15 protein-coding genes are annotated in these 12,380 nt (G+C 68.5%); 8 read left to right on the plus strand and 7 right to left on the minus strand.

Annotated elements, in window-relative coordinates; translation table 11 throughout:
* Window positions 1-19: 19 nt before the first annotated feature.
* Window positions 20-1,168 carry an amidohydrolase family protein gene (locus RXV79_RS13700; protein ID WP_316698146.1) on the minus strand — a complete coding sequence of 383 codons (1,149 nt, stop codon included), beginning with the start codon at window positions 1,166-1,168 and terminating at the stop codon, window positions 20-22.
* A gap of 179 nt (window positions 1,169-1,347) precedes the next feature.
* Here RXV79_RS13700 and RXV79_RS13705 point away from each other — a divergent pair, with 179 nt between their 5' ends.
* Together RXV79_RS13705 and RXV79_RS13710 are read left to right on the plus strand one after the other, a co-directional pair.
* A complete protein-coding gene (locus RXV79_RS13705) occupies window positions 1,348-1,587 on the plus strand; it encodes a hypothetical protein (protein ID WP_316698147.1) in 240 nt (79 codons plus the stop codon).
* 18 nt (window positions 1,588-1,605) lie between these two features.
* Window positions 1,606-2,058, plus strand: coding sequence for a CBS domain-containing protein (locus tag RXV79_RS13710; RefSeq protein ID WP_316698149.1), 453 nt, complete (start codon window positions 1,606-1,608; stop codon window positions 2,056-2,058).
* Between the two features lie 19 nt (window positions 2,059-2,077).
* Here RXV79_RS13710 and RXV79_RS13715 read toward each other — a convergent pair whose 3' ends face one another.
* The 6 genes from RXV79_RS13715 to RXV79_RS13740 all read right to left on the minus strand — a co-directional run bounded on the left by RXV79_RS13715 (window position 2,078) and on the right by RXV79_RS13740 (window position 7,835).
* Window positions 2,078-2,719, minus strand: coding sequence for a PEP-CTERM sorting domain-containing protein (locus RXV79_RS13715; RefSeq protein ID WP_316698151.1), 642 nt, complete (start codon window positions 2,717-2,719; stop codon window positions 2,078-2,080).
* A 24-nt stretch (window positions 2,720-2,743) separates the two neighbouring features.
* A complete protein-coding gene (locus RXV79_RS13720) occupies window positions 2,744-3,361 on the minus strand; it encodes a hypothetical protein (RefSeq protein WP_316698153.1) in 618 nt (205 codons plus the stop codon).
* A 22-nt stretch (window positions 3,362-3,383) separates the two neighbouring features.
* On the minus strand, window positions 3,384-4,553 hold the full coding sequence (locus RXV79_RS13725; protein WP_316698154.1) for a zinc-dependent alcohol dehydrogenase: 1,170 nt from the start codon (window positions 4,551-4,553) through the stop codon (window positions 3,384-3,386).
* Window positions 4,554-4,609: 56 nt separating this feature from the next.
* Window positions 4,610-5,428: an NAD(+) diphosphatase gene (nudC, locus tag RXV79_RS13730; RefSeq protein ID WP_316698155.1), complete on the minus strand. Its 819-nt coding sequence runs from the start codon at window positions 5,426-5,428 to the stop codon at window positions 4,610-4,612.
* A 74-nt stretch (window positions 5,429-5,502) separates the two neighbouring features.
* The gene (locus tag RXV79_RS13735; protein WP_316698157.1) at window positions 5,503-7,074 is read right to left on the minus strand and encodes a carboxylesterase/lipase family protein; all 1,572 of its coding nucleotides are present in this window, start codon (window positions 7,072-7,074) and stop codon (window positions 5,503-5,505) included.
* Entirely contained in the window at window positions 7,071-7,835 is a 765-nt protein-coding gene (locus RXV79_RS13740) for a GntR family transcriptional regulator (protein WP_316698158.1), read from the minus strand. Before RXV79_RS13740 ends, RXV79_RS13735 begins: the two co-directional genes overlap by 4 nt.
* Window positions 7,836-7,879: 44 nt before the next feature.
* On the opposite strand from RXV79_RS13740, the gene RXV79_RS13745 reads away from it, so the two are divergent.
* The 6 genes from RXV79_RS13745 to RXV79_RS13770 all read left to right on the plus strand — a co-directional run bounded on the left by RXV79_RS13745 (window position 7,880) and on the right by RXV79_RS13770 (window position 12,380).
* Window positions 7,880-8,869: a quinone oxidoreductase family protein gene (locus RXV79_RS13745; RefSeq protein WP_316698160.1), complete on the plus strand. Its 990-nt coding sequence runs from the start codon at window positions 7,880-7,882 to the stop codon at window positions 8,867-8,869.
* Complete coding sequence (locus RXV79_RS13750; RefSeq protein WP_316698161.1) at window positions 8,866-9,627, plus strand: glutathione S-transferase family protein; 762 nt, start codon at window positions 8,866-8,868, stop codon at window positions 9,625-9,627. The genes RXV79_RS13745 and RXV79_RS13750 overlap by 4 nt, the downstream gene beginning before the upstream one ends.
* Window positions 9,628-9,724: 97 nt before the next feature.
* A complete protein-coding gene (locus tag RXV79_RS13755) occupies window positions 9,725-10,576 on the plus strand; it encodes an STAS domain-containing protein (protein WP_316698163.1) in 852 nt (283 codons plus the stop codon).
* 11 nt (window positions 10,577-10,587) lie between these two features.
* The gene (locus RXV79_RS13760) at window positions 10,588-10,971 is read left to right on the plus strand and encodes an STAS domain-containing protein (protein ID WP_316698166.1); all 384 of its coding nucleotides are present in this window, start codon (window positions 10,588-10,590) and stop codon (window positions 10,969-10,971) included.
* The gene (locus RXV79_RS13765; protein ID WP_316698168.1) at window positions 10,952-11,371 is read left to right on the plus strand and encodes an anti-sigma regulatory factor; all 420 of its coding nucleotides are present in this window, start codon (window positions 10,952-10,954) and stop codon (window positions 11,369-11,371) included. The genes RXV79_RS13760 and RXV79_RS13765 overlap by 20 nt, the downstream gene beginning before the upstream one ends.
* 4 nt (window positions 11,372-11,375) lie before the next feature.
* Window positions 11,376-12,380, plus strand: coding sequence for an ATP-binding SpoIIE family protein phosphatase (locus tag RXV79_RS13770; protein ID WP_316698170.1), 1,005 nt, complete (start codon window positions 11,376-11,378; stop codon window positions 12,378-12,380).

Genomic DNA, 12,380 nt, shown 5'->3' on the forward strand with positions numbered 1-12,380 from the left:
TTGTGTGTGCGTGCAGCGCTCAGGCGGCCTGCATCATGTCTTCGAAGTTCTTCGAATAGAACTGCGTGCGTGCCTCGTCGGACAACGCCCCCATCGAACGCTCGAAACGGCCGATCGGGTCGTTGGTGCCTTCGGGGTGCGGGTAGTCGCTCGAGAAGAGGAAGAGCTCGGGCCCCGCATCGGCAATCATGCGACCAACGTCTTCGCTCGGGAACGGCGTGAACTTGAGCGCACGGCGGATCTGCTCCGAGGGCTTGAGCTTGAACGAGGCAAGCATCGGGTCGCTCTTGGCGAAGATGCCGTGTGCGATGTCGAGGCTGCGCAGGAACTGCGGCACCCAGCCCGCGCCCAGCTCGATCACACCGCCACGCAGCGTCGGAAAGCGCTCGAAGACCCCGTCACTCACCATCGACGAGATGAAGAGCTGCGGCGCCATCGGCAGCGCCACCAGGTCGCGGAAGCGCAGGTTCTCGCCACCGCCATGCACATCGGGCGGGCGTGGGCGGCCGGTCTGGTCGTAGCCCTTGGGCTGGATCGACGCACCTGCACCCACGTGCAGCATGAAGGGGATGCGCGACTCGCTCAGCTCGCGCCAGATGGGGTCGAGGTCGGGGTGGCCGGGGGCACGCTCGCCGGCGGGCTGGCTCGGAATCCAGAAGGCACCGCAGCCCATGCGGATGCCTTCGCGGATCTCGCGCAATGCCAGCTCAGGCTCCGAGAGCGACACCTGGCCGACGGCGATCAGGCGCTTGTCGACCTTGCAGAACTCGGTGATGCCGCGGTTGTGCGCGCGGGCGCCGCCGTAGCGCACCTCCACCTCTTCATGCGAGAGGTACTGCCCACCCGCGAAGGTGGAGAAGACCAGCTGGCTCGCAAAGCCCAGGTCGTCGAGCGCCTGCGGGCGCTCGGCCGCGGCAATGGCGCCGAGGGCAGCCCAGCCTTTCGGGCCGGCGACGACATTGCTGCTGATCGCTGCGGTCTTCTCGGCGTCTTTCACCCGCTCGACTTGGCGTTGGATGTGCTCGTAGGTGCTGCTGCCGGCCTTGGCGAGGTTGAGCGGCTTCAAGCGGTCGCGGATGTCGGGGTCGGCATAGGACGAGATCCAGTCCGGCGTTTCCATCAGGTGGCTGTCGGCGTCGTGCATGACGCGCTGGGTGGCGTAGGGCATTCGTTCTCCTGTCGAGTGAGCGGTCGTCGTAGTAGAGAAATTCTCTACTAGCGGATGCAACCAGCACAAGCGAGGGAATTCCCTTCGGCGCCCGACACCTGCGTGACAACCCGGTCTGCCCACGGGAATGGCACTTGCCGCACCCCGAGTGCCAAGCACTGCCACAGAGGATTCCAAAGATGTACCTCCGATTGCGCAAGCGCAAGAAGCCCCTCCCCACCGACCCGCTGGAGACCGCCCCCGCCGAGGCCACCGTCGAGCCGGCCGCAGGCCCGGGCGAATCGCCCTCCTCGCCCAGCAGCGACTGGGTGCCCGCGGAGCCCAACGAGGAGACGCCTGGCGCGAGCCACGGCATCAGCACCCCACGCCACCCGAACCGGGGCAAGGCCCGCGAGTCCGCCCGCGGCTCGCACCGTTGACGGTAGAAAGGACCGGCCATGACCCAAATTGCCGACGTGATGACCCGTGGCGTGCGGACCCTCTCTCCGCACGATTCGGTGATCAGCGCCGCGCAGGCGATGGAAGAGATGGACGTCGGCGTGATCCCCGTCTGCGATGGAGACCACCTCGTCGGCATGGTCACCGATCGCGACATCGTGCTGCGCGCCGTGGCCCACAACCGTGCCAACGACCAGACGCCGCTCAGCCATGTGATGACGGCCGAGCCTTGCTGGTGCTATGAAGACCAGTCGGTCGACGATGTGATCGAGGCGATGCGGGAAGCCCAGCTGCGCCGCATGCCGGTGGTCGACCGCACACAGCAACTGGTCGGCATCGTCTCGCTCGGAGATCTCGCGGTGAAGGCCGACGAAGGCAAGGCCGGCGAAGCACTGGAGCAGATCTCGGAGCCGGCCGCGCCAGCACGCCCGGCGCCTCAGACGACGCGTTGAACGCTGTCGCCCGTCGCCCTCAGCGCTTGCGGCGGCGCCGCGCCCAGGCCAGCACCCCCAGGCCCGCGGCACCGAGCACCATCGAGGCCGGCTCGGGCACCGCCGCCACCTGGCCGAAGTACAGGTTGTCGATCGAGGTCGACAGACGCGACCCGTAGGCATCGTAGAAGCTCAGCGCGGCAATGCCCGAGGCCGCCGAGAAGCTGACGTAGCGGTTGGCCTGGTACGGCAGGTCCTGGCCTTCGTAGGGCGGCTCTTCATTGCCGACCGGATAGGTGCCGCCGGTGCGGCCGCGCCCCACCACGTTGCCCTGGGCGTCGAGTGCCGCCACGTAGGACTCCGACGCCGCGCCATAGGGCGAGCTCATGTTGAAGCTCACGTGCGTGGGCAACGAGGCGCCGCTGAAGGTCACCCGCATGTCGTGGGCCCCGAGCAAATACTGGTTCGGGTGCGCAGGCGGGTTCGACGGGTAGTAGGTCTGCAGCAGGTAGCCCAGATCGAAGGTCACGCCGAGCGAGGCGTACTGCGTGTCGACCGGGTAGTCCGCGAACGACTCGATGGGGCGCCAGGGCAACTCGTCGAAGGTGGTGAGGGTGGCCTGGGCCGGTGACGCGAGCGCCGCCCAGGTGCTCACGACGGCAACAGAAAGAGCAACTCGCATGGCAGCTCCCGTGGGTGGTTGGCGTCAGTGCAGTGTGTACGGCTTGAGCGCCGACGGCGTCTGCAGGTCCTGTGCCGACTGCATTGCCTCGCGCGCCTTGCCGCGCATCTCGTCGGGCGGGAGCGCCATGCCGACACGATCGCTGTAGTCGCGCGGCGGCTGGGCCGTGCGGGCGGCCTCGCGGCGCGCGGTCTCGGCGGCCCACACGTCGAGTGCCGTGACCCCCATCACCGCGATCATCGCCATCGCGGTGTTGCGGCGCTTGTGGCTGTTGGAGACGAGGTCGGCCGCCAGCGTGGCGAGGTCGAGCGCGTCGCCGGCCACACGCCCCCACAGCCAGGGCTGCGGGTCCTTGGAGGTGAGCAGGCCGATGCCGGTCGCGATTTCCCGCACGCCGTAGGCTTGCAGCAAGTTCTTCCCGTAGTTGACGCCAGTGGCCTGCGCGGTGGCCTTCGGCGCGAGCAACTCGGCCACGCCGAGCGCGATGCTGAACCAGCCCAGGCCCTTGGCCATCGCCTCGGGTGTGAGCTGCATGGCCTTGGGCTTGGCCGGGCCGCTCGACGGCTTGTCGAACTCGTTCTGCCCGGTCATGGGCTTGTCGTTCGCGGGATCGGGGATGGACGTGTTCTGGGTCTCGTTCATCTTCTTCCTCCTTGGGGTCTGATCAGGGCTTCAAGACGACCTTGATGCAACCGTCCAGCTTGTCGCGGAAGGTCTTGTACATCTCGGGCCCCTGTTCGAGGCTGGCCGTGTGGGTGATGACGAAAGATGGGTCGACCTGGCCATCGACGATGCGCTGCAGCAGGTCGTCGGTCCAGCGGTTGACGTGGGTCTGGCCGGTGCGCACGGTGAGGCCCTTGTTCATCAGCGCGCCCATCGGCAGCTTGTCGATGAAGCCGCCGTACACACCGGGAATCGACAGGATGCCCGCGGGCCGGCACACATAGATCATCTCGCGCAGCACATGAGGGCGGTCGGTCTCGAGCATCACCGCCTGCTTGGCGCGGTCGTAGAGGCCGTCGATGGCGTGGGTGGCGTGGCTTTCCATGCCGACGGCGTCGATGCATTTCTCGGGGCCCTTGCCCTTGGTGAGCTGCTGCAGCCGCTCGATCACGCTTTCTTCCTCGAAGTTGATCGTGATGGCGCCGCCCGCCTTGGCCATCGACAGCCGCTCAGGCAGCCGGTCGATCGCGATCACCTGTTTCGCGCCCAGCATCACCGCGCTTCGGATGGCGAACTGCCCCACCGGCCCCGCGCCCCACACCGCCACCGTGTCGGTGGACTGGATGTCGCAGGCGACAGCCGCCTGCCAGCCGGTCGGGAAGATGTCGCCGAGGAACAGCACCTGCTCGTCGGAGAGCCCGTCGGGAATCTTCACCGGCGCCACGTCGGCAAACGGCACGCGGACGAACTCTGCCTGCCCACCGGCATAGCCGCCCGTGAGGTGCGTGTAGCCGAAGAGGCCCGCCGTCGTGTGGCCGAACACCTTGTCGGCCAGGTCCTTGTTGCGGTTGGTCGTCTCGCAGACCGAAAAGTTGCCGCGCCGGCACTGCTCGCATTCGCCGCAGCAGATGGTGAAGGGCACCACCACCTTGTCGCCGACCTTGAGCTTCTTGTTCTCGGGGCCGACTTCCATCACCTCGCCCATGAACTCGTGGCCCATGACGTCGCCCTTCTCCATGCCGGGCATGAAGCCGTCGAAGAGGTGAAGGTCGGAGCCGCAGATGGCGCAGCTCGTCATCTTGATGATGGCGTCGCGCGGGTGCTCGATCTTGGGGTCGGGCACCGTGTCGTAACGGATGTCCTTCTTGCCGTGCCAGCAAAGGGCTTTCATGGTGCGGTCTCCTGCGCAGTCGTGTGGACGGCGCAGCAAACCGCGTTCCGTGACGGCTAGGCGAGCGTGCCGTCCTGCATGGCCTTGACGGTGTCGCGGATCAGGTGGCCGGAGACCGAAAACCTCGGCGGCACGTTGGGCAAGGCGTCGAGCGGGAACCACTGCGCGTCTTCGATCTCGTCTTCCTGCCGCACGATCTCGCCGCCCGCCCAGCGTGCGGTGAAGGCGCACATCAGGCTGTGCGGGAAGGGCCAGCTCTGGCTGCCGTAGTAGCGCAGGTTCTCGACGCTCACACCCACCTCTTCGGCCACCTCGCGGTGCACGCACTCTTCGAGCGACTCGCCCGCTTCGACGAAACCGGCGAGCGCGCTGTACATGCCTTTCGCGTAGTGCGGCGAGCGCGCCAGCAGCAGCTCGCCCGGACGCCACACCAGCGCCATCATCGCGGGGCTCACGCGCGGGTAGGCGGTGTGGCCGCACGAGGGGCACACCCGCGAGCGTTCTCCCGGGTGCAGGTCGGTGGGCGTGCCGCACACACCGCAGAAGCGGTGGCTGCGGTCCCATTCCACCACCTGCGCCGCACGGCCGGCGAGTGCGCTCACCTCGGGCGGCAAGGCCATCATCGCGGCGCGCAGCGGCGTGGGCCGCCAGCCCGGCGGCGCTTCGGGCAGCACCAGCGCCCAGCAGTCGACGCTGGCGAGCGTACCCAGGTAGTGCTTGCCGGTGGCCAGCGGCGCCAGCAGCGCGGCGGTGAGCGGCTGCAGCGCGATGCTGTCGGCTTCGGGGATCAGGAGCTCACGCCCGACGAAGGCGAAGTGCCAGGCGTGGTCGGTCAGCTGCGAGGAGGAAGGACGGCTGGCGGGAACGAAGCTCATGCGGCGATGAAGCGGTGGTCCAGGAACCCCCGCATCATCGCCGGATTCGCCTTCGGCCGCTGGGCCCGCTCACCTCAGGCGGCGCGCTCCGTCCAGTACTTGCGCAGTGCGCTGCGCGGGTCGTCGATCACGGTCTCGTGGTCGGTGTCGATCACGAGCGTCGAGCGGGCGGGCAGCGTGTAGCTCGGCCAGTGCGGGAGCTTGTCGTTGTTGGGGTTGCCCTTCGCGGCAAACGACGCCCACACCGACGACATCATCCTGGCCAGGCGGCGCTGGCTGTCCATCGGCCCGTTCAGCGCGCGGCGGATGTCGTGCATGCTCGGGCCGATGTCGACGCCGTGCGTCGCACCGAATCGGCCGCCATACGCGGGGCTCGGGGCACGCCAGAGATAGGCCCACACCGGCGCGCCGAGGGCGGCCGCCTTGCGCTCGGCCTGCAGGTGGGCGGCGCGGCGAAACCCCATGTCGGTGTCGAGCCTCACCTGCATCAGGTAGGGGCTGGCGTTCGGGTCTTCGTCGCGGTATTCCTTCAGCAGCAGCTCGGCGTCGGCGCCCGCGCGCTGCTGGAAGAAGGCTTCGAGCCCGGCCTGGTCGAGGTCGAAGTTGACGGTGCGGTAGCTGCGCTCGTCGAGCGTGGTGCCGATGATCATGGGCACGTGGGCCGACACCTCCGGCGCATCGGGCTCGAACGGGTGGCGCGGCAGTGCACTGCCCGCCTGCGCCACCGGCGCGAAGCTGCGCGGCGCTTCGCCTCGCGAGCGGTCGCCCATCTCGAGCGTGACCTGCGCGGCCAGCAGCTGCTGCATCGGCATCTCGTGCAGGCGCGGGATCTGCGCGCGGCTGAGGCCCAGCACCTGCAGGAAGCGCTCGGCCTGGGCGGCGGCGTATTCGGGCGTCGCAAGCTTGAGCACCGAGCCGCTCATCACCCCGGCGCGGTGGAAGAGCCCGGCCGCCTTGGGCATGGCCATGAGCGTGCTCGTCTTTGCACCACCGCCCGACTGGCCGAATACCAGCACGCGCTCGGGGTCGCCTCCGAAGGAAGCCACGTTCTCGCGCAGCCAGCGCAGGCCGGCCACGATGTCGAGCATGCCCATCACGCCCGAGTTGGCGTAGTCGTTGCTGAGCGACGAGAGGTCGAGAAAACCGAAGGCGCCCAGCCGGTGGTTGAGCGTGACGACGACCGCATCGCCATGCTTCGCGAGCATCGCGCCATCGCAACCCGGCGCGTTGCCCGAGCCACCGTACCAGCCGCCGCCGTGCAAGTGCACGATGACCGGCTTCTTCGCGTTGCGATGGAGCGTGGGGGTCCAGAGGTTGAGCACGAGGCAGTCTTCGCCCATGCCGCCGCCCTGGATGTCGAAGGTGATCATGTCGGCGTAGTCGCGCTGGCGGCTCGACGGCGCCTGCGGTGCGAACTGGCCGTAGTTGGTGGCGTCGCGCACGCCCGTCCAGGTGGGTGGCGGTTCGGGCGCGCGGAAGCGCCGCGCGCGGCCGGTGTCGGCACCGTAGCGCAGGCCCTTGAAGGCGTGCACCCCGTCGCTGCTGAGTCCTCGCACCCGCCCCTGGGCCGTCTCGACCTCGGGGAAGAGGTCTTCGGCGTGGATCATCCTGTCTGTGGCTTTGGGGGTGGGTGCGGCGAGGCTCATTTGCGAGGCTTTCTCTTCTTGGCCGCGGGTGGCGGCGTGGGTTGGGCAGCTGTCGGGTTGGAGGAAAGGGTCTCGGCGGTCGTCTGCGCGGCCAGCACGAGCTGGACCATCGCGTCGCCACCGAGATCGATGTGCTGGTGCATGGCCCGTGCCGCCGCCGCGGCGTCGCCGTCGCGGATGGCCTGCACGATGGTGCGATGCTCTTTGTCCGACGCCTTCAGGCGGCCGGGTTTGTCCATGCTGCGCTGGCGGTAGGCAGCGAGCGTGCGGCGCACCGAGCGCACATGCTCCACCAGCACCGGGTTGCCGCTCGCCTTGTAGATGAGCTCGTGCAGCACGGCGTTGGCTTTCTCGTAGCCGCGGCGGTCTTGTGCTTCCGCGAACCCTGAGGCCTTGACCAGCGCAGCCTCGAGTTCCTTGCACTGCTCGCCGGTCGCGCGGCGCGCGGCGAGGCTCGCGACGATCGACTCCAGCTCCGACAGCGCTTCGAGCGTGGCCACCAGCTCGGCCGGTGTGGCCTTGCGCACGTAGATGCCGGAGCGAGGCGCGATCTGCACCAGGCCTTGCGTGGCCAGCACCAGCAGCGCCTCACGCACCGGCGTGCGCGAAGTCTTGAACTGCGCGGCGAGCGCCTTCTCGTCGATGGCACTGCCGGGCGGCCAGCTGCCCGAGAGGATCTCCTGCTCCACGGCGATGCGGATGCGGTCCTGCAGGCTCGCGCCGGAGCCTGCAGCAGTTTGACGGGCCAGAATCAGGTCCATGATCTAATATATCAAAAGTCACTTTATATATACAACGCACCCTGATGAGCACGCTGCTGCGTCCTGCTGTCCTCGCCCGCCGGCATGGCGGCCCCGAAGTTCTCGAGTTCACCGACATCGAGGTGCCCGACCCCGGCCCAGGCGAGTTGCGCATTGTTCAGCACGCCATCGGGCTCAACTACGCGGATGTCTACCAACGCCAGGGCGCGCACGGGCCGCACGGCGCCACGCAGTTCCCGGTGGTGCTGGGCTCGCAGGGGGCGGGTGTCGTCGAATCGGTGGGCGCGGGCGTGCAGGGCTTCGAGGTCGGCCAGGCGGTGACCTACGTGCACCCCGGCGCCTACGCCGCCATGCGCAACGTGCCCGCGAGCCGCACGCTGCTGCTGCCCGCGGGTCTCACCCTGGAGACGGCCGCGGCCACGCTGCTGCGCGGCATGACGGCCGAGTACCTGCTGCACCGGCTCTATGCCGTGCAGCATGGCGACCGCGTGCTCGTGCATGCGGCGGCCGGCGGCATGGGCGTGATCCTCTCGGCGTGGTCGCGCGCGCTCGGCGCCGAGGTGATCGGCACGGTCGGCTCCGAGGCCAAGCGGGAGATTGCGCTGGCCCACGGCTGCCACCACGTCATCGACTACCGGCGCGAGAACTTCGTCGAGCGCGTGCGCGAGATCACCCACGGTGCGGGCGTGGCGGTGGTGTACGACGCGGTCGGCAAGGACGTCTTCATCCCTTCGCTCGACTGCCTGCAGACGCGAGGGATGGCCATCAACTTCGGCACCGCCTCGGGCGACGTCGAAGCCTTCGACCTGCAGCGCCTGCACGCCAAGTCGCTCACCGTCTGCCGGCCCACGCTGCGCAGCTTCATCGCCACGCGCGAAGAGTTGCAGCACTCCGCGTCGGTCTTCGCCGCCGCCGTGCGCAAGGGAGCCGTCAAGGCCGAGGTCGACCGCCGCTATGCGCTGCGCGACGCGCAGCAAGCCCACCGTGAACTCGAAAGCCGCATGACCACCGGCGCGGCCATCCTCGTCCCATGAGCACACCTTCGACCGACAGCTTCACCCTCTTCCATGGCTGGCGCTCCAGCGCCTCGCGCCGCGTGCGTCTGTGCCTGGCCGAAAAAGGCATCGCCTACGACAGCCGCCTCGTCGACATGGTGAAAGGCGAACAGCATTCGCCCGAGTACCTTGCGATGAACCCCAACGGCGTGGTGCCCACGCTGCTGCACGGCAAGCGCGTGCTGTACGAAAGCTCGGTGATCGCTGAGTACCTCGACGAGCTCTACCCCACCCCGCCGCTGCGCCCCGCCGACCCGTATGCGCGCGCCGTGATGCGCAACTTCGTGCGCTGGATCGACGAGCACTGCCTGCCCAAGCTCATCGTCTTCAACTGGAGCATCTCGATGCAGCCGGTGGCCGGCCAGTGGAACGATGCCCAACTTGCGGAGCGCCTGGCCCGCATCCCCACCGCCGAGCGCAAGGAGGCCTGGACGCGCGTGGCCCGCAAGCCCTACACCGACGACGAGAAGGCCGAGGCGATGCGCGGCCTGCTGAAGCTGCTCGACAAGATGGATGCGATGCTGGAAGAGAGCCCGCACGGCTGGCTGCTCGGCGAGGGGTACTCCATCGCCGACATCGCCGCCGTGCCCTTCGTGATGCGCATCGGCGAGCTCAACCCCGGGGCGCTCGCCATCCACCCATTGACGGTGGCGTGGTGGGAAAAAGTGCAGGCGCGGCCCTCGTTCAAGATGGCCCGCATCGAGCCTTACGAAGCGTCGCTTCGCCGACCCGACTGACCCTGCGTAGGCCTTGTCCTACACCGCCCTTCGACCGGGGCGCCAGGGGTAATATCGCCCGTCATTTCCCACCGTCGTTCACTCTCAGAGAGACTGCATGAAACAAGAGAACAACGCGATTGCGCAGCTTCTGAAAGCGCACGGCCCGCAGGTCCTTCAAGACTGGCTGAAAGAAGTCGCCACCTCCGCGACCGGCCCACAAAGTGCGAGCGCGCAAGCCGATGCCTCGGGGCTGCTGCAGGCATTCGACGCCGGCGTGCAGGGCGGCGGCGACATGGCGCGGCTCGACGACGCCTCCTGGGCCGCGCTGCGCAACCTGCTCGGCAACCTCTCCCGCTCACGCGCCGCGCAAGGCTCCAGCGCCTCCGAGACGAGCCAATTCGTGCTGTCGTTCAAGCGCCCGCTCTTCATGGCCATGCAAAAGCAGCTCGCCGACAAGCCGGCCGAGATGGTCGCTGCAACCTGGGCGCTCTCCAGCATCGTCGACCAGATGGCGCAGCACACGATGGCCACCTACCAGCGCACGCGCGAAGAGGTCATCGCGCGCCAGCAGGAAGAGTTGCTGGAGCTGTCGACCCCTGTCGTCAAGCTGTGGGACGGCGTGCTGGCCACCCCCATGATCGGCACGCTGGACAGCGCCCGCACGCAGCTCGTCATGGAGGCACTGCTCCAGCGCATCGTCGAGACTGGCGCCGAGATCGCCATCATCGACATCACCGGCGTGCCCACCGTGGACACGCTGGTGGCACAACACCTGCTCAAGACCGTCACGGCCATCCGTCTGATGGGCGCCGACTGCATCGTGAGCGGCGTTCGTCCGCAGATCGCACAGACGATCGTTCACCTCGGCATTGACCTGCAGGGCGTGACCACCAAGGCCACCCTCGCGGATGCGCTGTCGCTTGCACTGAAGAAACTCGGCTACACCGTCTCTCGCAACAAGGTTTGAGCGTCCCCACCATGCAGAAGATTCCGATCCTGCAAATGGGCAATTGCCTGCTGGTGACCATCCAGGTCGACCTGCAGGACCAGATCGCCATGGCATTGCAGGAAGACCTGGCCACCCGGATCGAAGCCACAGGCGCACGGGGCGTGCTCATCGACATCTCGGCACTCGAGATCGTCGACTCCTTCATCGGGCGCATGCTCGCCGACATCTCCGGCGTGGCGCGCGTGCTCGATGCCAAGACCGTCGTCGTGGGCATGCAGCCTGCCGTTGCCATCACGCTGGTGGAGCTCGGCCTTTCGCTCGAAGGCGTGAGCACCGCGCTGAACGTGGAGCGTGGCATGCGGCTCCTGAACGCTGCTGCCCAGGAGGACGGCCTTGACTCCATCACCGGCTGACGAGGCGCTCAGCGGCAGCGCGCCCGTGCGGTCCGAGCAGGACATCGTCCTGAGCCGGCAGCTCGTGCGCAAGCTCACCCAGCAGCTCAAGTTTTCGCTGGTCGACCAGACCAAGATGATCACCGCCGCCAGCGAGCTCTCGCGCAACACGCTCGTCTACGGCGGCGGCGGCGAGATGCGCTGGGAGATCGTGAGCAACGGGGCGAAGACTGGCCTGCAGCTCGCCTTCGAGGACAAGGGCCCGGGCATTCCGGACCTCGAACAAGCCCTCACCGATGGCTGGACCTCCGGTGGCGGCCTGGGCATGGGCCTCTCGGGCAGCCGACGCCTGGTCAACGATTTCGACATCCGCACGGCGCCCGGCGAGGGCACCTGCGTGACGATCACCCGCTGGAAGTGACGCGTTGGGCTCGCACCTCGCGATCGACCTCCTCGATGCCAGCCAGGTCGGCGAAGCACGGCGCGCCGTCGCGCGCTTGTCGCAGAGCCTCGGCTTCGATGAAGAGACCAGCGGCCGCGCGGCACTCGTGGCCACGGAACTCGGCACCAATCTCGTGCGCCATGCCCACGGCGGCCGCCTGATGCTCGCCGCGCGCCACGACCTGCCCACAGGTGGAGGCGTGGAGATGCTGTCGGTCGACGAGGGCCCGGGCATGGCCGATCTGGCGGCCTGCCGGCGCGACGGCTATTCGAGCGGCGGGACACCCGGCACCGGGCTGGGCGCGATCGAACGCATGTCCGACGAGTTCTCGATCACCTCCACCCCCGGCCGCGGCACGATCGCGGTGGCCCGTGTCTTCGCCCAGCGGCGCGCGGTGGCCAGCGGGAGCTTCCGTGCGGCGGGCCTGTCGACCTGCGCACCGGGTGAGACTGTGTGCGGCGATGCCTACGCCCTCCGCATCAACGGCGCGTCGGCCAGCGTCGTCGTGGCCGACGGCCTGGGCCACGGCCCCGGCGCGGCCGAAGCCTCGCTCGCGGCGGTCAAGGTCTTCGACACCGCCGCCGACGGCGCGTCACCGGCGCAGATCCTCGAACGCAGCCACGCTGCCCTGCGCGTCACCCGCGGCGCCGCTGCCGCCGTGGCGCAGCTCGATGCGGCGCGCGGCACCGTGGTCTTCGCGGGCGCGGGCAACATCGCCGGACGCATCATCTCCGGCGTCGACGATCGTTCGCTTCTCTCGCAGCACGGCACGGTCGGCTTGCAGATCCGGCGCATCCAGGAAGCCTCTTACGAGTGGCCGGCACATGCGCTCGTGGTGCTGCACTCCGATGGCGTTGCCAGTCGCTGGACGCTGGCCGACACGCCCGGCCTGCTGCAAAGCGACCCGCTGGTGATCGCGGCGTGGCTGCTGCGCGAGCACAGCCGTGGCCGCGACGACGCCACGGTGGTTGTCATCCGGAGGTCGTGA

This window comes from Piscinibacter gummiphilus (genome assembly GCF_032681285.1).
Lineage (GTDB): Bacteria > Pseudomonadota > Gammaproteobacteria > Burkholderiales > Burkholderiaceae_C > Rhizobacter > Rhizobacter gummiphilus_A.

Bases quoted from the DNA above. Each gene is read 5' to 3' on its own strand.
- RXV79_RS13745 (WP_316698160.1), top strand. From the start codon at position 7,880: ATGAGCACGCTGCTGCGTCCTGCTGTCCTCGCCCGCCGGCATGGCGGC.
- RXV79_RS13755 (WP_316698163.1), top strand. From the start codon at position 9,725: ATGAAACAAGAGAACAACGCGATTGCGCAGCTTCTGAAAGCGCACGGC.
- RXV79_RS13725 (WP_316698154.1), bottom strand. From the start codon at position 4,553: ATGAAAGCCCTTTGCTGGCACGGCAAGAAGGACATCCGTTACGACACG.
- RXV79_RS13760 (WP_316698166.1), top strand. From the start codon at position 10,588: ATGCAGAAGATTCCGATCCTGCAAATGGGCAATTGCCTGCTGGTGACC.
- RXV79_RS13750 (WP_316698161.1), top strand. From the start codon at position 8,866: ATGAGCACACCTTCGACCGACAGCTTCACCCTCTTCCATGGCTGGCGC.
- RXV79_RS13740 (WP_316698158.1), bottom strand. From the start codon at position 7,835: ATGGACCTGATTCTGGCCCGTCAAACTGCTGCAGGCTCCGGCGCGAGC.
- nudC (WP_316698155.1), bottom strand. From the start codon at position 5,428: ATGAGCTTCGTTCCCGCCAGCCGTCCTTCCTCCTCGCAGCTGACCGAC.
- RXV79_RS13705 (WP_316698147.1), top strand. From the start codon at position 1,348: ATGTACCTCCGATTGCGCAAGCGCAAGAAGCCCCTCCCCACCGACCCG.
- RXV79_RS13700 (WP_316698146.1), bottom strand. From the start codon at position 1,168: ATGCCCTACGCCACCCAGCGCGTCATGCACGACGCCGACAGCCACCTG.
- RXV79_RS13710 (WP_316698149.1), top strand. From the start codon at position 1,606: ATGACCCAAATTGCCGACGTGATGACCCGTGGCGTGCGGACCCTCTCT.
- RXV79_RS13720 (WP_316698153.1), bottom strand. From the start codon at position 3,361: ATGAACGAGACCCAGAACACGTCCATCCCCGATCCCGCGAACGACAAG.
- RXV79_RS13735 (WP_316698157.1), bottom strand. From the start codon at position 7,074: ATGAGCCTCGCCGCACCCACCCCCAAAGCCACAGACAGGATGATCCAC.
- RXV79_RS13715 (WP_316698151.1), bottom strand. From the start codon at position 2,719: ATGCGAGTTGCTCTTTCTGTTGCCGTCGTGAGCACCTGGGCGGCGCTC.